The following is a 19,336-nucleotide window of genomic DNA, read 5'->3' on the forward strand; positions in this document are numbered from 1 at the left end:
CGCATCCTCCACCGCACGCGTGTTGGGGGGCGGTACGACGGCTGTCGCGAACCCATGGCGATACGGCACGCTCGGCGCCGTGTTGCTCTCGCCGCGGCGCTGCTCGCTCCTCTGATTCGGATACGCCCTGCCGTGCGTCCTCAACGCCCTCAACTGCCTGGCCGTCAGCGCCCTCACGCTCACCACCGCGTGCTCGGTGCTCGCCTGTCCGGGGCTGCCCGCCCATGCCCCGCCGAAGCCCTTTACCTCCGGCCGTCCTGGCCTGCTGGGAGTTCGGGCTCGGGCCCGGCCCCTTCGGTCCGCGCTTCGGGGACGTGTTCCTTGTCCACGGCGTCGAACGTGGCGAGTTCCGCCCCTTCTTCATTGGAGCCGGAGCCGGAGTCGGAGCCAGCAGTTCGTGCCGCGACGCCGTGCCGGTCGCTGCCCGGGTGGATGGGTACGGCGGGTGACGTACCGCAGCTGACGCACGCGGCGGGCCGCGCGCTCGATGTGATGTGACTCCGGACGCGTTCAAGGGAAGGGGGGATCTGGCTGAAATGTGCATGATCGGGTGACCGTTCACCCGGAGTTCCCCGGGATGCGGCCCCGGCGCTGCCCCGGGGTGCGGCGCGGTGACCAGGATCGCCCGCATGACTGCGATGGGTGGGACCGAGACGGGGCCTGCGGTGTTTGCGGGGACGGTGTTCGTGCTGTTCGGGGGTGCTCTGCTGCTGTGGACGGCGGCCTGTGTGCGGCGCGGTACGCCGGTCGCGCAGGGAACCGGACCAGTTGCCTCCGCCGTGCTCGCCGGCGCTTTCGGTGCCGGGTTCCTGCTGCTCGGCCTGTGGTGCTTCGCCCGTATCTAGCCCGAAAGGGGATGAAACGCTTTTCGGAAGGCTTCGGGACGGTCCGGGCGGCAGGATCGCGGTAAGTCGGGTTACCGTTCGAGTGGCCGCTGCGGGCTTTTGCTGTTTGACACGGGGGCGGGTTGTACCGTCACACTCCGCAGCGTCACGTACTGACACCCCGAGTGCCGACCGGAGAGAAGAGCGAAGTTGTCCCCGACCAGCGAGACCGCAAAGGGCGGCCGCCGACTCGTCATCGTCGAGTCTCCTGCCAAGGCGAAGACGATCAAGGGCTACCTCGGCCCCGGTTATGTCGTCGAGGCGAGCGTCGGGCACATCCGCGACCTGCCGAACGGCGCCGCCGAGGTGCCCGAGAAGTACACCGGTGAGGTGCGCCGTCTCGGCGTGGACGTCGAGCACGACTTCCAGCCGATCTACGTCGTCAATGCCGACAAGAAGGCCCAGGTCAGGAAGCTCAAGGAGCTTCTGGCCGAGTCCGACGAACTCTTCCTCGCCACCGATGAGGACCGCGAGGGCGAAGCCATCGCGTGGCACCTGCAGGAAGTCCTGAAGCCCAAGGTCCCGGTCCACCGGATGGTCTTCCACGAGATCACCAAGGACGCCATCCGGGACGCCGTCGCCAACCCGCGCGAGCTCAATCAGCGCATGGTCGACGCCCAGGAGACCCGCCGCATCCTCGACCGTCTCTACGGCTACGAGGTCTCGCCGGTCCTGTGGAAGAAGGTCATGCCGCGGCTGTCCGCCGGGCGCGTCCAGTCCGTGGCCACCCGGCTCGTCGTGGAGCGGGAACGCGAGCGCATTGCGTTTCGTTCTGCTGAGTACTGGGACCTGACCGGGACGTTCTCCACCGGCCGGGCGGGCGACGCCTCCGACCCGTCCACGCTGGTGGCACGGCTGAACACGGTCGACGGCCGGCGCGTTGCGCAGGGCCGTGACTTCGGTCCCGACGGACAACTCAAGAGTGACGTCCTGCACCTGGACGAGGCCAACGCGCGGGCCCTGGCCGCGGCGCTCGCCGAGTCCTCCTTCGCCGTGCGCTCGGTGGAGTCCAAGCCCTACCGCCGCTCGCCGTACGCCCCGTTCCGTACGACGACGCTCCAGCAGGAGGCCTCGCGCAAGCTGGGCTTCGGCGCGAAGGCGACCATGCAGGTCGCCCAGAAGCTGTACGAGAACGGCTTCATCACCTATATGCGTACGGACTCCACGACGCTGTCCGACACGGCGGTCGCGGCCGCCCGCGCCCAGGTGACGCAGCTGTACGGCGCCGACTACCTGCCGGACAAGCCGCGCACGTACGCCGGGAAGGTCAAGAACGCGCAGGAGGCGCACGAGGCGATCCGCCCTTCGGGTGATCGTTTCCGCACCCCGGCCGAGACCGGTCTGTCCGGCGACCAGTTCCGGCTCTACGAGCTGATCTGGAAGCGGACCGTCGCCTCCCAGATGAAGGACGCGGTCGGCAACTCGGTGACCGTCAAGATCGCGGGGCAGGCGAGCGACGGCCGACAGGCCGAGTTCACCGCGTCCGGCAAGACGATCACCTTCCACGGCTTCATGAAGGCGTACGTCGAGGGCGCGGACGACCCGAACGCCGAGCTCGACGACCGCGAGCGCAGGCTGCCGCAGGTCGCCGAGGGCGACGCGCTGTCGTCCGAGGAGATCTCGGTGGACGGCCACGCGACCAAGCCGCCCGCCCGCTACACCGAGGCCTCGCTGGTCAAGGAGCTGGAAGAGCGCGAGATCGGGCGTCCTTCCACGTACGCCTCGATCATCGGGACGATCCTGGACCGCGGTTATGTCTTCAAGAAGGGCACGGCGCTCGTCCCGTCGTTCCTGAGCTTCGCCGTGGTCAACCTCCTGGAGAAGCACTTCGGGCGGCTCGTCGACTACGACTTCACCGCCAAGATGGAGGACGACCTCGACCGCATCGCGCGGGGCGAGGCCCAGTCGGTGCCGTGGCTGAAGCGTTTCTACTTCGGCGAGGGCGACTCGACCACGGGCGGCTCGGCCTCCGCCGCCGGTAACGGCGACGGGGACCACCTGGGCGGTCTCAAGGAGCTCGTCACCGACCTCGGTGCGATCGACGCCCGCGAGATCTCCTCGTTCCCCGTCGGCGAGGGGATCGTGCTCCGCGTCGGGCGCTACGGCCCCTACGTCGAGCGCGGCGAGAAGGACTCCGAGAGCCACCAGCGCGCGGACGTCCAGGAGGACCTGGCCCCCGACGAGCTGACCGTCGAGTACGCGGAGGAACTGCTCGCCAAGCCGAGCGGCGACTTCGAGCTCGGCGCGGACCCGGTGAGCGGCAACCAGATCGTCGCCAAGGACGGGCGCTACGGTCCGTACGTCACCGAGATCCTGCCCGAGGGCACGCCGAAGACCGGCAAGAACGCGGTCAAGCCGCGCACCGCCTCGCTCTTCAAGTCGATGTCCCTGGACACGGTGACGCTGGACGACGCGCTGAAGCTCATGTCGCTGCCGCGGGTGGTTGGTACGGACGCCGAGGGCGTCGAGATCACCGCGCAGAACGGGCGCTACGGGCCGTACCTGAAGAAGGGCACCGACTCGCGCTCCCTGGAGACCGAGGACCAGCTCTTCTCCATCACGCTGGACGAGGCGCTGGCGATCTACGCCCAGCCCAAGCAGCGTGGCCGCGCGGCCGCCAAGCCGCCGCTCAAGGAGCTCGGCGTCGACCCGGTCAGCGAGAAGCCGGTCGTGGTGAAGGACGGGCGCTTCGGTCCGTACGTCACCGACGGCGAGACCAACGCGACGCTGCGGACCGCCGACAGCGTCGAGGAGATCACGCCGGAGCGGGGTTTCGAACTGCTCGCCGAGAAGCGGGCGAAGGGCCCGGCCAAGAAGACGGCCAAGAAGGCTCCCGCGAAGAAGGCCCCGGCCAAGAAGGCCGCGACCGCGAAGAAGGCCCCCGCCAAGAAGACGGCGGCGGCGAAGAAGACCACGGCGTCCAAGACGGCGGCGGCGAAGAAGGCCCCGGCGAAGAAGACGGCCGCGAAGAAGACGGCGGCGTCGGAGTAGTCCCGACCGCGAGAGGGGGGCCGGGGGCTGACGCCCTCGGCCCCCGTCGGCGTTTGGGGGCGAAGAGCCAGGACGGGTCGGCCCGCAGGACGAGGGGGCTGGCTCACCGGGTCCGGGGCCGGCCATGGGCCACGTCCGCCCGGTTCGGTACGCCAGTCCGGTCCTGCTCAGTCCGGTGCGTCAGGGCGCCTCGCCCCGCTGGGTTTCGCGGCGACGGTCCGGCGCCCCAGCAGTGGAGTCCCGGTGGGCTCTGGGTGGTTCTGTCCGTCCATATGTTCGGGCACCCCCGCGAGGACCCGTTCGCTCCGGATAGGCTGGGCGGATGACGCGAGGAGCCGAGCAATCCCCAAGCTCTGAAGGGCCGGGGGGGACCCCCACGGTCGTGAGCCCCACCTCCGAAGCCCTAGCCGCAGACTCACGCGAGCGCGCTGTGCGTGCCCTGCTGCGCATCCCATCGCTCCGGCGGTTGTGGAGCGCACAGCTCGTGGGCGGGATCGGCGACACGCTCGCCGTGCTCGTCACGCTGCTGCTGGCGTTGCAGGCCGCGGTGGAGCAGCAGTCCTTCGGGGGTGGATACCGGGGTGCCGCGTTCGCGATCGCCGCGGTACTCGGCGCCCGGGTGTTCGCGACGGTGCTCTTCGGCGCCGTGCTGCTCGGCCCGGTCTCCGCGCTCACCGCGCCGGGCGGCCCGCTCGACCGGCGCTGGACGATGGTCGGCGCCGACGGCGTACGGGCCGCGCTGCTGATCGTCGCGCCGCTGTGGATCGACTGGACCCCGGCCAACGCCCTGCTGTTCATCCTCGCCACCGCCTTCCTGGTCGGCGTCGCCGAACGGTTCTGGACGGTCGCCAAGGAGAGCGCGGCGCCCGCGCTGCTGCCCCCGCCGCCCCTGGAGGGCGCGGCCGTGCGGCCGCTTCCCGACCATCTGGAGGCGTTGCGCAGGCTGTCGCTGCGCACCACTTTCGTGGCCATCCCGCTGGGTGCCGTCGCGCTGCTCGTCGCCGCGCTCGTCAGCAATCTGCTGGGGACGGGCGTCGACTGGTTCAAGCTGCACCAGGCCGCGCTCGCCTCGTACCTCGCCGCGGGCCTGTTCGCCGCCTCCATCTCCGTGGTGGCCCTGCTCGAACTGCCGGCCACCCAGACTCCGCGGGCCCGTTCACCGCTGGAGGGGCTACGCAGGCCCACCACCGGCAACGGTCCCGACAAGGGGCGTACCGGCGCGATCTCGCTGCTCGTGCTCGCCTGCGCCTCGGTCGCCGGGGCGATCGCCGCGGCGGCGGCCGTCGCCGTGCTGCACGCCGTGGACCTGGGCGGCGGCCCGGCCGCCTTCGCGCTGCTGATCCTCATGCTGACCGGCGGCACAGTGCTCGGCATCCGCACCGCCGCCAAGATCCTTCCGGTGCTGTCCCGGCGGCGCCTGATGTCGCTCGCCATCGCCGTCACCGGCGTCGCGCTGCTCGCCATGGGCCTGGTGCCCGACCTGGCGACGGTGTTGCTGATCGCGCTGGTGGCGGGCGTCGCCGCCGGCGTCGCGGCCAATACCGGTCATGTACTGATCGACCAGGAGACCGAGGAGTACCGCAGGGCCCGCACGACCGAGCACCTCCAGGCGGTCGTACGGGTCTCGATAGGTCTGGGCGCCATCGCCGCGCCGCTGCTGGCCGCGGCCATCGGGAGCCACCGGGTCGAGTCGGGCGCGTTCGTCTTCGAGCACGGTGGCGCGGGCTTCACGCTGATGCTGGTCGGAGCGTTGCTGCTGCCCGTGGCCGCCGTGGTGCTGGCCAAGACCGACGACCGCCAGGGCGTCCCGCTGCGGCGCGATCTGGTCGACGCGGTGCGCGGTGCCGACCCGGCGCAGGCCCCGGCCGCGACCGGCTTCTTCATCGCACTGGAGGGCGGCGACGGCGCGGGCAAGTCCACGCAGGCCGAGGCGCTCGCCCAGTGGATCAGGGCCAAGGGCCACGAGGTCGTGGTGACGCGTGAGCCCGGCGCGACGCCGATGGGCAAGCGGCTGCGGTCGATCCTGCTCGACGTGTCGTCCGCGGGCCTCTCCAACCGTGCCGAGGCACTGCTGTACGCCGCGGACCGCGCCGAGCACGTCGACTCGCTGGTACGCCCCGCCCTTGAGCGCGGCGCGATCGTCATCTCGGACCGCTACATCGACTCCTCGGTGGCCTACCAGGGAGCCGGTCGTGATCTGTCCCCGACCGAAATCGCCCGAATCAACCGGTGGGCAACTGGCGGACTCGTACCGAATCTGACCGTTCTGCTCGATGTTTCGCCCGAGACGGCGCGCGAGCGGTTCACCGAGGCGCCGGACCGGCTGGAGTCGGAGCCGCCCGAGTTCCACGGCCGGGTCAGGTCCGGGTTCCTCACCCTGGCCGCCGCCGATCCGTCGCGCTACCTGGTGGTCGACGCGGGCCAGGAGCCGGAGGCGGTCACCACCGTCGTACGCCATCGGCTCGACCAGATGCTTCCGCTGTCCGAGGCCGAGATCAAGGCTCAGGAAGAAGCGCGCAAGAAGGCCGAGGAAGACGCCCGCAAGCGCGCGGAGGAAGAGGCCGCGCGCAAGGCCGAGGAGGAGCGTCTGGAGCGCGAGCGCCAGGAGCAGCTCGCCAAGCTCCGCGCCGAGGAGGAGGAGCGCAAGCGGCGCGAGCTGGAAGACGCGCGCCGCCGCGAGGAGGAGCGTCAGGCGGAGGAGGCCCGGCAGCGGGCCGAGGAGGCCAGGCGGCTCGCCGAGGAGGAGCGCAAGCGGCGCGAGGCCGAGGAGAAGGCGCGCGCGGTCGAGCAGGAGCGGCTGCGCAAGCAGGCCGAGGAGGAGGCCCGGCTGCGCGCCGAGGCCGAGGAACGCCGACTGGAGAAGCAGCGCAAGGCGGAGGAGGCGCTGCTCCGCGCCGAGGAGGCCCGCCGCCTCGCGGAGGCGGCCGCCACCGCGGCAGCGGCGAAGGCGGCGAGTGCGGCTTCGGCCGCCGCGGCACCGACCACCAAGATGCCGCCGGTTACCAAGGCGTCCGCTGCGTCCACGGCACCGCCGACTACCAAGGCGTCCGCCGCGCCCGCGTCGCAGTCGGCGGCCCCTGCCGATGTCTCGCCCTCCGAGATCACCGTCCCGACCCCGATCGTCAGCCCGAACGAGGTCACCCAGCCGGTGCCGGTCGCCGAGCCGAACGAGGTGACCCAGGAAGTGCCGGTCGCCGAACCGAACGATGTGACGCAGGAGGTGCCGGTCGCCGAGCCGGGTGCGGCGGGCGGCGATTCCGGCCGCGGGGCCGACGCCGCGGAGACGACCGTGCTGCCGGCGGTGTCGGACGCGGCCCGGGACGGCGCCCGCGGCACCGCGCGCGATGTCGAGGAGACGGCGGTGCTGCCGCCGGTACCCCACGCGGACCCCGCGGACCGGGTGCCGCCGGGTATCTTCCGCGACGGGCCGGGCGCGGGGCACCGGGCCGACGGCGGCAACGAGCGCACCCGTGAACTGCCGCAGATCGACCCGGTGACGGGCCAGGAAAGGCCTCGGCGGCGTTCGGACTGGGCGGAGGAGACCCCGCTGGACGACCTGCCGACGCTCGCCGACGAACTCCTCGGCCCGCGCGACGACGAGGACGACAACCGGCGGGGTGGCCGCCGCCGCTGACCGCCCACCAGGCCCGCGGTGGCCGCCGCTGACCAGCCCACAGACCCGGGGCGGCCGCCGATGACCGGCTCGCCCGCGGCGTCGGCGTCCGCGGGCGGGGCGGGCCGGGGCTGCCGGCCGGCTGCCGCGGGCTCGCCCGACCTGCGGGGTTTGTGCGGCGGCGTCCGTTGTCAGTGGGGTGGCGCACAATGGGGCGCAGCAGTGACAGCGGTGCGAAGGGGCAGTCGATGGCCGTATGGGACGACCTGGTGGGCCAGGAGCGGGTGCAGGAGCAGCTGGGTGCCGCGGCCCGGGATGCCGATGTGCTGGTCACCGCCGAGCGTTCCGGGCTGCCGCGCCCCGAGGCGTCGAAGATGACGCATGCCTGGTTGTTCACCGGGCCCCCCGGTTCCGGCGGCCCCACCGCCGCCCGTGCCTTCGCCGCGGCGCTCCAGTGCGTCAGCCCCGACCGCGCGCTCGGCGGCCTGCCGGGCTGCGGCTTCTGTGACGGATGCCATACGGCTCTGATCGGTACGCACGCCGATGTCACGGTCGTCACCACCGAGGGCATCACCATCGGCGTCAAGCAGACCCGTGAGCTGGTCCGCGGGGCCCAGATGTCGCCGTCCGGCGGCCGCTGGCAGGTGATCATCGTCGAGGACGCCGACCGGTTCACCGAGCAGGCGGCCAATGCCGTCCTGAAGGCCGTCGAGGAGCCCGCCCCGCGCACGGTCTGGCTGCTCTGCGCGCCCTCTCTTGAGGACGTGCTCCCCACCATCAAGTCCCGCTGCCGCCACCTCACCCTGCGCACCCCGCCGGTCGAGGCGGTCGCCGACGTCCTGATACGGCGCGACGGCATCGAGCCGGAGGCCGCGTATGCCGCGGCGCGCGCCACCCAGGGCCACATCGGCCGGGCCCGCCGGCTGGCCACCGACGCCGCGGCACGGGCCAGGCGCGCCGCCGTCCTGAAGGTGCCGCTGCGGGTCGACGACGTCGGCGGCTGCCTCAAAGCCGCGCAGGAGCTGGTCGACACCGCGGCCGAGGACGCCAAGCAGGTGGCCGAGGAGGTCGACGTCAAGGAGACCGAGGACCTCAAGGCCGCGATGGGCGGGGTCGCCGGTGGTCGTATGCCGCGCGGCACCGCCGGGGTGATGAAGGAGCTGGAGGACAAGCAGAAGCGCCGCAAGACCCGTACCCAGCGCGACAGTCTGGATCTCGCGCTGACCGAACTGACCGGCTTCTACCGCGACGTCCTCGCCCTGCAACTGGGCACGAAGGTGGCGATCGCCAACGAGGACGTACGGGACGCGGTGGACCGGATCGCCCGGTCGTCCGGCCCCGAGCGCACCCTGCGCCGGATCGAGTCGATCCTGGCCTGCCGCGAAGCCCTGGACCGCAACGTGGCTCCGCTCCTGGCGGTGGAGTCCATGACGCTGGCCCTGCGAGCGGGCTGAGCCGGGAGCGTCCGGTGGGGCATCGGGGTTGACGGGATCACCCGTACGAGGCGCACCGCCGCGCACGGCATACATCACGTCATGGGGCGGCTACGCTCCGGAGATGGACTCAAGGCGCCTGCTCCGCACCTCGGCCATCGCCGCCGCGACCGCTGGCCTGCTCATCTCCGGCTGTTCGTCGGGCAGTTCGTCCACGTCCGCGACCGCGTCCCCCAAGGGGGCGAGGAACGCGGCCCCGGCCGACGCCCCCACGAGCGAGGCCCTCACCCCGTACTACACGCAGAAGCTGAGCTGGCGGGCGTGCGGTGTCGGCAAGTTCGAGTGCGCCACGTTGAAGGCGCCGCTCGACTACGCCAAGCCCGCCGGCGGATCGGTCAACCTCGCGGTCTCGCGGGTGAAGGCGACCGGGCCGGGCAAGCGGATCGGCTCGCTCCTGGTCAACCCCGGCGGCCCGGGGGGCTCGGCGGTGGGCTACCTCCAGTCGTACGCGGGCATCGGCTATCCCGCGCCGGTCCGGGCCCGCTACGACATGGCGGCCATCGACCCGCGCGGCGTGGCCCGCAGCGAGCCCGTCGAATGCCTCACGGGCAAGGAGATGGACGCGTACACGGAGGTCGACCAGACCCCCGACGACCCGGCCGAACAGGCCGCCCTGACCAAGGCGTTCAAGGATTTCGCGAACGGCTGCGAGGCCAAGTCGGGCAAGATCCTTCCGCATGTCTCCACGGTCGAGGCAGCTCGTGACATGGACATCTTCAGGGCGGTGCTCGGCGACCAGAAGCTGTACTACGTGGGCGCCTCGTACGGCACGTTCCTCGGGGCGACGTACGCCGAGCTCTTCCCCGCGCGCACCGGCCGGCTCGTCCTGGACGGGGCGATGGACCCCTCCCTCTCCTCGCTCAACATGAACCGGGACCAGACGGCGGGCTTCGAGACGGCCTTCCAGTCCTTCGCGGCGGACTGCATCAAACAGAAGGACGGCTGCCCGCTCGGCACGGACTCCGTCGAGGACGCGTCGGCCCGGATGGAGAAGTTCTTCAGGGACGCCGACGCCGAGCCGATCCCCACCGGCCAGAGCCGCCGGCTCGGCGAGTCCCTGGCCACGACGGGCGTCATCGCCGCGATGTACGACCAGGACGCGTGGCCCGAACTGCGCACCGCGCTGTCCCGCGCGATGAAGGGCGACGGCGCGGGTCTGCTGACCCTGGCGGACTCGTACTACGAGCGCGACAAGAGCGGCAACTACGCGAACCTGATGTACGCCAACGCCGCTGTGAACTGCCTCGACCTGCCACCCGCCTTCGCCGGGCCCGCCGAGGTGAGGGCGGCGCTGCCCGCGTTCGAGCAGGCTTCCCCGGTGTTCGGGGCCGGCTTCGCGTGGGCGAGCCTGAACTGCGCGTACTGGCCGCTGAGGGCCACCGGCACCCCGCACCGCATCGAGGCGCGGGGTGCCGCCCCGATCCTGGTCGTCGGCACCACCCGCGACCCCGCGACCCCCTACAAGTGGGCCCAGTCCCTCGCCGCCCAGCTCTCCTCCGGCACGCTGCTCACGTTCGAGGGCGACGGCCACACCGCGTACGGCCGCGGCAGCGACTGCATCGACACCGCGATCAACACCTACCTCCTCGACGGCACCCCGCCGCCCCGGGACAAGCGCTGCTCATAGCCCGCCCGGGGCCCGGTCGACCCTGGTCAGGACCACTCCAGAAACTGTGTAGACTTGGCGACGCTGCTGCTCGCACCATGGTGCGCAGGGCGGTGCCGCCTTAGCTCAGTTGGCCAGAGCAACGCACTCGTAATGCGTAGGTCTCGGGTTCGAATCCCGAAGGCGGCTCTGTGGAAGCCCCAGGACTCACTCGCCGTGACCTGGGGCTTTTGCTTATTTCGGGGCCAGTTAGGGCATGGCGAGGCGCACGGCTTGCGTACGGGGTCGATCTCGACGTGGGCGGCGGCAGGCGGGGTTGAATGTGATGGGCTGCTGCCCGATCGCGTCGTTCACGGCGGCGCGCGGTGGCCTTCACGTGCTGGCGCGTGGCGGGGCCGGTGACGCGGCGAAAGGGCGGCATCTCGTCGGTCGCCGCCTTCATCGCCTTGCGGTGGGCGCGGTGCTCCGTGCCCTTCCACGGGATGGTCGTCAACTCGTGGATCGCGGGCCGCCGTTGGGAGTTCGTCCTCCAGGATCTGGGCGTTGGCGTCGCGGATGTCCGGCGCGTGGCCGCCCAAGGTTGGCCGCTAGGCATGGTGGTGGCCCCACTCAGGGCCGATCGCTGCCCACTCACGCTCCCACGCCGCTGCACGCGAACGGTCCAGCCGCCATTGCACGATCCGCCTGCCACTCAGCGCGAACAGACACGTGATGCCGGCCGCGGTGCCTCCGAAGACCGCGCCCTGCGCTGCGGCCTCGCTGGGCGTGGGCGGGGCGTCGTGCAGAGCGCCGCTGTCGTCCAGCCAGATCGTGGTCCGGGTGCCGGCGTCGGCGGCCGGGGTCACCAGGGCCCGGCCGGTGTGGGTCGTGCCGGCGGGGTCTTTCCAGCGGATGGTTGCGCGGACGTGCCCGTGTTCTGCGGGCAGGGCGTTTGCGCTGGTGGGGGCGTCCTCGGTCAGGACGGCGGAAGCCTGATGCCAGTCGCCGTGCTGGTGCAGTGTGGCCTCGTAGGCAGCCGTCGCGGTCGCCGCGCCCGCCATCGGAGCGCCGATGACCAGCAGTGTGCCGGCGGCGACGCGCGTCCAGGTCTCGGCGATGTCCGAGCGGCGCTTCAGTTCGTTGCGGCGCCAGCGCCAGAACCTGACCTTCGTACGCATCACGGCGTCCCTTCCGGTGCACCGACCGTTTCTCGGACGATCGCCGGGAATGGGAACTGGGCGGCCTTCGGGCCGAGGTGCGGGTGGCGGCCGTGGCTCGTATGCCGCCACTCTTGCGGGCGGCCGGCGCACCACGACCGGGAAGGCCGGTCTGTCAGGAACCACGGTCGCATTCGCCGGCCACGGGGGCATCACCCGCAGCAGGTGATCAGCGTGACCTGCCTGTTCCGTATGCTCCGTGTGTCCCTGTGCAGAGCTCTCCTTCCGTTGCGGCCTGTGGCCCACCGCGCGAAGATCGCAGTGTGGCGACTATTCCGGCATGCGGTTCTCGGCGGCGCGGGTGAACGCCATGGCCCATCCGACGTCCGGCAGGGGCCGGGACCCCACCCTCGGGCCCCTGACTCCGAGTGGTGATCCTCTGCTCGCGGCGCGGTTCAGCGTTCCGGTTCTGCCGAAGACGTATGTGCGTCGGCCGCGTCTGGCCGAACGTCTCACGGAAGGTGTCCGGGGGCCTGTGACGCTGGTCAACGGGTCCGCGGGAGCGGGCAAGACGTTGCTGGTCGCCGACTGGATCGTGGCGTCCGATCCGCCGGAGAACGTGGCGTGGTTGACCGTGGAGTCGGAGGACAACGGACCCGGCATCTTCTGGACCTATGTGCTGGAGGCCATGCGGCATCACGGCCTCGACCTGCCCGACGACGTCGGCAGCCCGGCCCGGCCCGGCGAGGTGGACCATTCCCTGCTGGCCCGTGTCGCCGCCCATCTGAGCGCGAGTCGGGAGGCCGTGATCCTCGTTCTCGACGAGTTCGACCGCGTGGCAGGCTCGGTGGAGATCGCGGATGAACTCCAGTTCGTGCTCGGCCACGCGGGTGGCGGGCTCCGCCTGGTGATCATCAGCCGTACGGAACCGCTACTGCCGCTGCATCGCTATCGGGCGGCGGGTGAGGTCACGGACGTCCGTGGCGCCGACCTGGCGTTCCTGCCCGAGGAGACGGGCGTTCTGGCGTATCGCCACGGTATGCGGCTGTCGGACGAGGGTGCCCGTGCGTTGACGGAGCGGACCGGGGGCTGGGCCGCGGGGTTGCGGCTGTGCATCCTGGCCGCGCAGCGGGCCGACGCCCCGGAAGCCTTCTTCAAGGACTTCGAGGCAGGTCAGAGCACCCTCGCCGATTTCCTGCTCGCCGAAGTGCTGCACGCGCAGCCCGCCGAGACCCAGGATCTCCTGCTGCGTATCAGCATCCTTGACCGGATCCACCCCGATCTGGCCAATGCGCTCACGGGGCGGGCGGACGCGGAACCGATTCTGGTGGGGTTGCAGCGGGCGAACGCGTTCGTCGAGGCCGTCGGTCACTCGTGGTACCGGCTCCACCCGCTGTTCGCCGAGATCCTGCGGCTGCATCTCCGTCTCCGCCACCCGGGGCTCGAACCCGAGCTGCATCGGAGAGCCGCCCGGTGGCTGGGCGAGGCCGGCCTGCTCGCCGATGCCCTGTCGCATGCGGCGGACGCGGGCGACTGGGAGATGGCCGCGACCCGTTTCATCGACGATCTCGCGATCGGGCAGTTGCTCACAGGGCTGGAGACCGAGCGCCTCGACAGCCTCTTCGCCCGGATGGCGCCGGATGCCTCCGGACCGGCCGCGGACCTCGTGCGTGCCGCGCGTCAACTGGCCCGCAGGGACGTCGAGCGCGGCCTCGGATACCTGCGGCGTGCTGAGGAGAGTCTGCGGGACGACACCCACGCCGCCGCGTCGGCGCAGCTCAGCTGCGCGCTGCTGCGTGTCCTGGCGGCCAGGCTGATCGGTTCGGCCGAGCTGGCCGAGCTGGCCGCCAGGGACGCGGAAGAGCTGGAGCGGGCCGTCTCCGTCGAGTGTCTGGATCAGCATCCGGAGCTCACCGCTCTGATGCTCACGAATCTCGGTTCCGCGCAGCTGTGGGAGGGGCGCTTCGATGCCGCCCGGACGGCCCTGTCCGTCGCCGCGAACACCTGCGACGGGCCGGCCACCGCCTTCCCGAGGTACGAGGCTCTGGGCCGGCTGGCCCTGATCGACGTGCTGCGGGGTTGGCCCGGACGTGCCGAGGTACATGCCCGGGGTGCGGTGGCCGAGGCGGAGCGTTCCGGGCTGCCTCTCGCCTCCCGCACGGGGGTCGCACAGCTCGTGCTGGCCGCCGTGGCCATCGAACGCGACGATCTCGACGCGGCACACACCCATCTCACGCAGGCGGCCACCACTCCCGTGGCTCCGCACGACCCGATCGTGACCGCGGGCCTGGCGATCCTGTGGTCACGTCTCCTGCTGGCCGAAGGCGATCCGCGGGCCGCGCTGGAGGCTCTGGACGGGTGGGGAGGGCCGCCGACCGCGGTGCGGCCCTCCCCGTGGGTGACGGCCCGGATCGCCCTCGCCGCGTCTGCCGCGCATCTCGCCGACGGTCACCCCGATGCCGCCCTGGAGGTGCTGCGGGAGCAACAGGCCGCCGGGCCGGAGAGTGTCCTGGCCGCCGCCCGGGTCCGGCTTGCCACGGGGGACGGCGAAAAGGTGCTCGACCTGGTCGGCGAGCTCCCCCCGGGGCAGGGCGAAGGGCCCGCCATCACCGTGCGGGCGTTGCTGGCGCGGGCGCAGGCCACCGACGTACTGGGCGACGGCGTCCGCGCGCAGCGGCTGGCGGCCGAGGCTCTGTTCATGGCCCGGCCGGAACAACTGAGGCGGCCCTTCCTGGAGTCCGGTCCCTGGCTCAAGCAGTTGCTGCACCGCCGACCCGGCCTGACACGGGGCCACGACTGGCTGCCGGCCGACCTCATGGGACACGCGGCGGACTCCCACGCGAGCGAGCCCGTCCCCCTGCTCGAACCTCTCAGCGAGCGCGAGCACGAGGTACTGGAACAGCTGGCGCAGATGATGTCGACGGAGGAGATCGCAGTCGGTCTCTTCCTGTCGGTCAACACCGTCAAGACCCACTTGAAGAGCATCTACCGCAAGCTCGCCGTTACGCGACGCGGGGAGGCAGTCCGACGGGCCCGGGAAGCGGGCCTCTTGTGACACCCCGCCGCCAACGCGACGGCCGGGCACGGTCCAGGTCACCTCAGGCGGGTGATGACCCGCTCACCGCTGGGGCGCAGCATGAGGTTCGTGGGGGCACGAGCCGCCGTACGATCGCGAGAGAAGCCTTCTCATGCGCTACGAGATCCGCGTCGACGGGCAGATGTCGGACCTGCTGACCGAGGCGTTCCCGGAACTGAAAAGCTTTGTCGTGCCCCATCAGACCGTGCTGTTCGGGCGGGTCACCGACGAGGCCCATCTGTACGGCCTGCTGGCTCGCTTCCAGTCGCTGGGACTGCACGTGGCCGAGATGCGCCGCCTTCCCGAGTGAGCAGATACCGGGCGAGCCGCTTCTCGTGGGCGAGAACGTAACCGATGGCGATGCCCGCCGTGATCACGGTGAAGAGGGCGATCAGCCACGACAGGAGTGTGAACACCGGGCCCAGGGGGCCGAATTGGGCCGGGCCGCGGTTGAGCATGTCCGGCAGGAACACGGTGGACGCGGCAGATACGGCGACTGCTCCGCCGCCGGTCAGCACCGCCGCGGGGAGGAGTGGCAGCCAGGGAACGCGGCTGCCGGGCAAGAGGTGCTGGGTCCACCACCACAGCAGGGTGCTCGCGATGACGGTGAGCGGTACACCGAGCGCGGGTCCGACGCCGAAGCCGTCGCGGACGGTCCCCTGGAAGAGCAGGGCGGCCAGCCACACCAACAGCCATGCCACCCAGAGCCAGATCACCAGGTGGGTTCTCAGGTGCGGCAGATGCCATGCCCGTTCGCACAGACGCTGGAGTACGCGGCTGCACGACGTGGCCGACAGGATCGTGACGAGGATTCCGATGGTGCCCCAAGTGTCGCCCCGTGTTTCGCCATTGACCTGGTAGATGCGGCTGACCTGCTCGGCGGAGGCGCCTTCGAGTCCGACGACGGCGCGGAGCGAACTCCGCAACTGCTCCTGCGACGCCGCCGGGGCGAAGGCCGCGATGACGAACAGCGCCGGCAGCGCGGCCAGGAACGCCTGGGCGGCCAAGCGGGTGGCGGTATCCAAGAGACCGACGTACCGCAGATGTCGGGCGATGCGTTCGATCGGACGGGACGGTCGCGGCAGACGTCGCACGAGGCGCCGCGATCCGTCCATGGCTGATCAAGTCGCCCGTCAGGTGCCCAGCAGCCGGGCTTTGGCCGCGGCGAACTCGGCGTCGGCGAGCAGCCCTTTCTCCTGTCAGGTTCTGCCGGACGAGTGCGACCAGGCCCACGGTGGGGCGGGCGGCGACTTCGGCCGCGACGTCCCGCAGGTCCTCGAAGTCGGACAGCTCGATGCGGTCGACCTGCTCATCCGGAGCTTTGGTGATAAGCAGCGCATCCAGGATGCGGACGTCCTCATGGCGCTCGACCCGACCCAGCGCCTCCATGCAGGAATCCGGCGGCTGCTCACCGGGGAAGGAGAGGACGACCAGGTCGACGGGTCCGAGTTCGCCCGTCAGCGGGCTCCCTTCAGTGAGGACGGTTCAAGCGGCGAGGACCTTGGTCTTGGCCTTCTCGTACTCGGAGTCGGTGATGTCGCCGTGGTTGTGCAGGCCGGCGAGCTTGGCCAGCTCGTCCGCCCTGGTCACGCCGGATGCCGGAGCGTCGGCGGCCGCTTCTTGCACGTAGGAGCGGAAGGCCTGCTCCTGCTTCTGTGCCTGCCGCGCCTCGCGACGGCCCATTCCCCTGCCCCGGGCGATCAGGTAGATGAAGACGCCCAGGAAGGGCAGCACGCAGACGAAGAGCGTCCAGCCGGCCTTGCCCCAGCCGCTGAGGACGTCGTCGCGGAAGATGTCGCCGATCACCCTGAACAGAAGGATCAACCACATGACCCACAGGAAGAACCACATCATGGTCAGGAACGCGTTGAACAGCGGGTAATCGCTCACGATGGCCTCCGGCTAGCCGATCCGTCGTCGGACTCAGCGTCGGTGGGAACGGGTCTGGACGCATTCCACAGTGCGCCGAGAACGAGGCCCTGGGATCACCCGGTGCGGGTGGCGCGAGGTGCGCGCGGGCGCCGATCGTGTCGTCGGTCGGGGTGAGGTGAGGGACGTGGATGGCTCCGTGGTGTGGACGCGGGGACCCGTTCGGGCGCCTCGCGCCTGTCAGCGGGCCCTCTCGGGTCCGCCCGACTCCGTCTGTTCGGCGGCCAGGGTGGCCCGGCCGGTAGCGGCGAGCAGTGCGAGAAGGGCGAGGACGGCCAGCAGGATGAGGACCAGGAGCAGGATCGTCAGCGCGGTCGGGTGGTCCCACAGAGCGAAGACCAACGCCACGATCAGCAGTGCGGCGATCGTGACCCACCGTCGGTAGGCCAGTGCCCACGTCCCGACACGCCCGGTGTGGACCTCGTGGCCGTACGCCCACGTCGCCGCGGAGTCCGCGGTGCGTTCCGAGGCGCCCCGTACGGCCACGGGCAGGCGCCCCGGGCCGATGAGGTAGGCGCCCAGCGCGATGACGACGCCGAGCACGATCGCGGTGCGCAGGCTCACCCGCAGGAAGTGCAGCAGGGTGTCGAAGACGGCCGCGGCGGCGGCCGGCGACTGGACCTGCGGGGGAAGGTGGTCCAGATAGTAGCGGCGGGCGATGACCAGGCCGATCGCCACGATCAGGCAGGCGAAGGCCGCGCCGAGGGCGGTGCGCGCGAGGGCGCGCCGTCGGCGGTGGGCCAGCAGCACGCCGGCCGTGCCGATCACCACGACGAGTACGGGGAGCCAGTTGCCGATCACGTCCAGCAGATGGGCGCCCTTGCGGAGCTTCCCGAGCTGGTCGGACTGGAAGAGCACCAGCTGCTTGTTGACGTCGGGGATCTTCTCCGCCGGGGACAGCCCGGCGTCCACCAGCTCCTGCTTCACAGTGTCCACGGCGGTGCCGACGTCGAGCGTCACCTTGTCCCCGCTGACCCCGACGGCGCCGCGTCCCTGCCCGGTGAGGGCGTGTACGACGGCGCCGTGGGCGGCCCGATTGGCAGTCGTCCACACCTTCTCGAAGCGGTCACTCTGCACGAACCGGGTGGCGACCTTGGTCACGGTGGTGTTGACGGCGGAGTCGAGCTGCGGGCCGAGGCCCTTGACGGCTGCGGCGGCTCGTGGCGGCAGGCCCTGGGACGTCAGCCAGGCCGCGATGTCCGCGGCGACCTGGTTGCCGTTCACGCGCACGTCGATCGCCTCGGCGATGCGGTGGACGGCCGCGTCCTCGATGGCCGGATCGCTGGCCAACGGTGCGACCGTCTCGACGTACCGGTCGGTGTCGAGCGCGATGTCGTGCACCCACACCGTCAACAGTGCGACGGGCACGAGGACGCAGGTCAGCACGATCAGAATCGCCGAGGCCGTGCGCCGTACGATCTGCCCGGGTCCGGTGCCGTGTCCGCCGTCCCCTTCGGCCCGTCCTCCTTGGCGAGCGGTGTCCTTCGGGGCGGGCTCGGAGCCGCTGGACTCGGGCGGGCCACTCATGGGGCCTCCAACTCTCGGGGTGCTTCCTTCCATTTCCGCCGCTCGTGGGTGAGGCGGCACCCCGTGAGAAGCCATCCGAGCGAAAGTCCGGGTCGCGAGGGTCAGCTGTCTGGTGGGCCTACGAACCCCTGGGGCGTTGCAGTGCCGGGCGCCGCAGGGTGAGTGGCGCGGACGGCGTCGACCGGAACGATCGAGGTGCGCGGCAGCAGCGGCCCGCCGGTTCACACAAGGACATCGCCGAGAACGGTGAGCGGGGCGACGGTCACAGCGTTCCGCCCGCTTTCTCGGCCGCCGCCTGCTCCCGCCGTACCGCACCGCGCAGGGCAAACGCCATCGCCGTTTCCGCGACGCCCAGGAGCACCAGCCAAAGGCCGAGCAGCCGGGCCAGGGCGACCGCGGACGCAACCGGATAGCCGAGCACCACGATGCCGGCCACGACCCCGAGCGCACCCGCCGCGATGGCCAGACCCCGGTGCGGGAGGCCGCGGTTGGCGAGCGCGACATACACGGTCATCAGCCCGGACAGCAGCCAGAACACGCCGACGACGAGGGCCAGCGCGGCGATCGTCTGCAGCGGGTGCCGCAGACACAGCACCCCGATCAGCACGGCCCCCAGGGCGAGGAGGGCGCGCATGAGACGCCCTCCTCCTTCGGTATCCGAGTGGGCGAAGGCGGTCACGAAGACGAAACCGCCCCTGAGCAGGAAGTGCAGCCCGATCAGGACGGCCAGCACGTGCAGGGTCTCGTCCGGCCAGACGAGCACGATGATGCCGGGTATCAACGTCGCGAGTGCGAGACCGAGCGCCCAGAGCCAGGAAGCCCCGAGGCCGGCCAGCGTGTCTTGGGGATCCGTCGCCGGTGCGGGGGTTGATGTGGTGGTCATGGCATGCCTCCGGAATCAGTGTGGGAGTTCGCCGTCGGACTCCTGATCACCCGCGGCGGGTGATCAGGAGTCCGACGGCGACGTGCGCGGGGGCCCCGGACTCCCACGGTGATCACGTCGATGGTGGCGAGCCGCTGTGTGTGCGAGACCCGGTGTCCGAGCCCCGCTTCGCACGCCTGGCCCGATCCCGCAACCACG

The 19,336-nt window shown here is 71.3% G+C and carries 12 protein-coding genes, 1 tRNA gene and 1 pseudogene; 8 read left to right on the forward strand and 6 right to left on the reverse strand.

Annotated features, from left to right (window positions below; translation table 11 throughout):
• Positions 1-629 precede the first annotated feature (629 nt).
• The 6 genes from OG522_RS20930 (at position 630) to OG522_RS20955 (ending at position 10,776) form a co-directional block, all read left to right on the forward strand.
• Positions 630-845: a hypothetical protein gene (locus OG522_RS20930; RefSeq protein ID WP_382806871.1), complete on the forward strand. Its 216-nt coding sequence runs from the start codon at positions 630-632 to the stop codon at positions 843-845.
• A gap of 189 nt (positions 846-1,034) precedes the next feature.
• Complete coding sequence (gene topA / locus OG522_RS20935) at positions 1,035-3,875, forward strand: type I DNA topoisomerase (RefSeq protein ID WP_329464515.1); 2,841 nt, start codon at positions 1,035-1,037, stop codon at positions 3,873-3,875.
• Positions 3,876-4,197: 322 nt separating this feature from the next.
• Entirely contained in the window at positions 4,198-7,509 is a 3,312-nt protein-coding gene (tmk, locus tag OG522_RS20940; protein WP_329464516.1) for a dTMP kinase, read from the forward strand.
• Between the two features lie 227 nt (positions 7,510-7,736).
• Positions 7,737-8,942 (forward strand): DNA polymerase III subunit delta', encoded by a 1,206-nt coding sequence (locus OG522_RS20945; protein ID WP_329464517.1) that lies wholly within the window; start codon positions 7,737-7,739, stop codon positions 8,940-8,942.
• 103 nt (positions 8,943-9,045) lie between these two features.
• Positions 9,046-10,608, forward strand: a complete 1,563-nt coding sequence (locus tag OG522_RS20950) for an alpha/beta hydrolase (RefSeq protein ID WP_329464518.1) — start codon at positions 9,046-9,048, stop codon at positions 10,606-10,608.
• 94 nt (positions 10,609-10,702) lie between these two features.
• Positions 10,703-10,776 (forward strand) — tRNA-Thr (locus tag OG522_RS20955).
• 35 nt (positions 10,777-10,811) lie between these two features.
• Here OG522_RS20955 and OG522_RS20960 read toward each other — a convergent pair.
• Together OG522_RS20960 and OG522_RS20965 are read right to left on the reverse strand one after the other, a co-directional pair.
• Positions 10,812-11,144 (reverse strand): annotated as a pseudogene (locus tag OG522_RS20960) (site-specific integrase); the annotation flags it as partial.
• 30 nt (positions 11,145-11,174) lie between these two features.
• Positions 11,175-11,744, reverse strand: coding sequence for an Rv1733c family protein (locus tag OG522_RS20965; RefSeq protein WP_329464519.1), 570 nt, complete (start codon positions 11,742-11,744; stop codon positions 11,175-11,177).
• 514 nt (positions 11,745-12,258) lie between these two features.
• Here OG522_RS20965 and OG522_RS20970 point away from each other — a divergent pair.
• Complete coding sequence (locus OG522_RS20970; protein ID WP_329464520.1) at positions 12,259-14,778, forward strand: LuxR C-terminal-related transcriptional regulator; 2,520 nt, start codon at positions 12,259-12,261, stop codon at positions 14,776-14,778.
• Between the two features lie 133 nt (positions 14,779-14,911).
• Entirely contained in the window at positions 14,912-15,109 is a 198-nt protein-coding gene (locus OG522_RS20975) for a hypothetical protein (protein ID WP_329464521.1), read from the forward strand.
• Here OG522_RS20975 and OG522_RS20980 read toward each other — a convergent pair.
• The 4 genes from OG522_RS20980 to OG522_RS20995 form a co-directional block, all read right to left on the reverse strand.
• Positions 15,021-15,824 carry a YhjD/YihY/BrkB family envelope integrity protein gene (locus OG522_RS20980; protein ID WP_329464522.1) on the reverse strand — a complete coding sequence of 268 codons (804 nt, stop codon included), beginning with the start codon at positions 15,822-15,824 and terminating at the stop codon, positions 15,021-15,023. The genes OG522_RS20975 and OG522_RS20980 overlap by 89 nt on opposite strands.
• Positions 15,825-16,284: 460 nt before the next feature.
• Positions 16,285-16,653 (reverse strand): SHOCT domain-containing protein, encoded by a 369-nt coding sequence (locus OG522_RS20985; protein WP_329467667.1) that lies wholly within the window; start codon positions 16,651-16,653, stop codon positions 16,285-16,287.
• 255 nt (positions 16,654-16,908) lie between these two features.
• A complete protein-coding gene (locus tag OG522_RS20990; protein WP_329464524.1) occupies positions 16,909-18,255 on the reverse strand; it encodes a hypothetical protein in 1,347 nt (448 codons plus the stop codon).
• Between the two features lie 262 nt (positions 18,256-18,517).
• Entirely contained in the window at positions 18,518-19,138 is a 621-nt protein-coding gene (locus tag OG522_RS20995; RefSeq protein ID WP_329464525.1) for an HdeD family acid-resistance protein, read from the reverse strand.
• Positions 19,139-19,336: the final 198 nt, after the last annotated feature.

The organism is Streptomyces sp. NBC_01431, assembly GCF_036231355.1.
Lineage (GTDB): Bacteria > Actinomycetota > Actinomycetes > Streptomycetales > Streptomycetaceae > Streptomyces.

Bases quoted from the DNA above. Each gene is read 5' to 3' on its own strand.
- OG522_RS20995 (WP_329464525.1), bottom strand. From the start codon at position 19,138: ATGACCACCACATCAACCCCCGCACCGGCGACGGATCCCCAAGACACG.
- OG522_RS20945 (WP_329464517.1), top strand. From the start codon at position 7,737: ATGGCCGTATGGGACGACCTGGTGGGCCAGGAGCGGGTGCAGGAGCAG.
- OG522_RS20990 (WP_329464524.1), bottom strand. From the start codon at position 18,255: ATGAGTGGCCCGCCCGAGTCCAGCGGCTCCGAGCCCGCCCCGAAGGAC.
- OG522_RS20985 (WP_329467667.1), bottom strand. From the start codon at position 16,653: ATGATGTGGTTCTTCCTGTGGGTCATGTGGTTGATCCTTCTGTTCAGG.
- tmk (WP_329464516.1), top strand. From the start codon at position 4,198: ATGACGCGAGGAGCCGAGCAATCCCCAAGCTCTGAAGGGCCGGGGGGG.
- OG522_RS20975 (WP_329464521.1), top strand. From the start codon at position 14,912: ATGCGCTACGAGATCCGCGTCGACGGGCAGATGTCGGACCTGCTGACC.
- OG522_RS20965 (WP_329464519.1), bottom strand. From the start codon at position 11,744: ATGCGTACGAAGGTCAGGTTCTGGCGCTGGCGCCGCAACGAACTGAAG.
- OG522_RS20950 (WP_329464518.1), top strand. From the start codon at position 9,046: ATGGACTCAAGGCGCCTGCTCCGCACCTCGGCCATCGCCGCCGCGACC.
- OG522_RS20930 (WP_382806871.1), top strand. From the start codon at position 630: ATGACTGCGATGGGTGGGACCGAGACGGGGCCTGCGGTGTTTGCGGGG.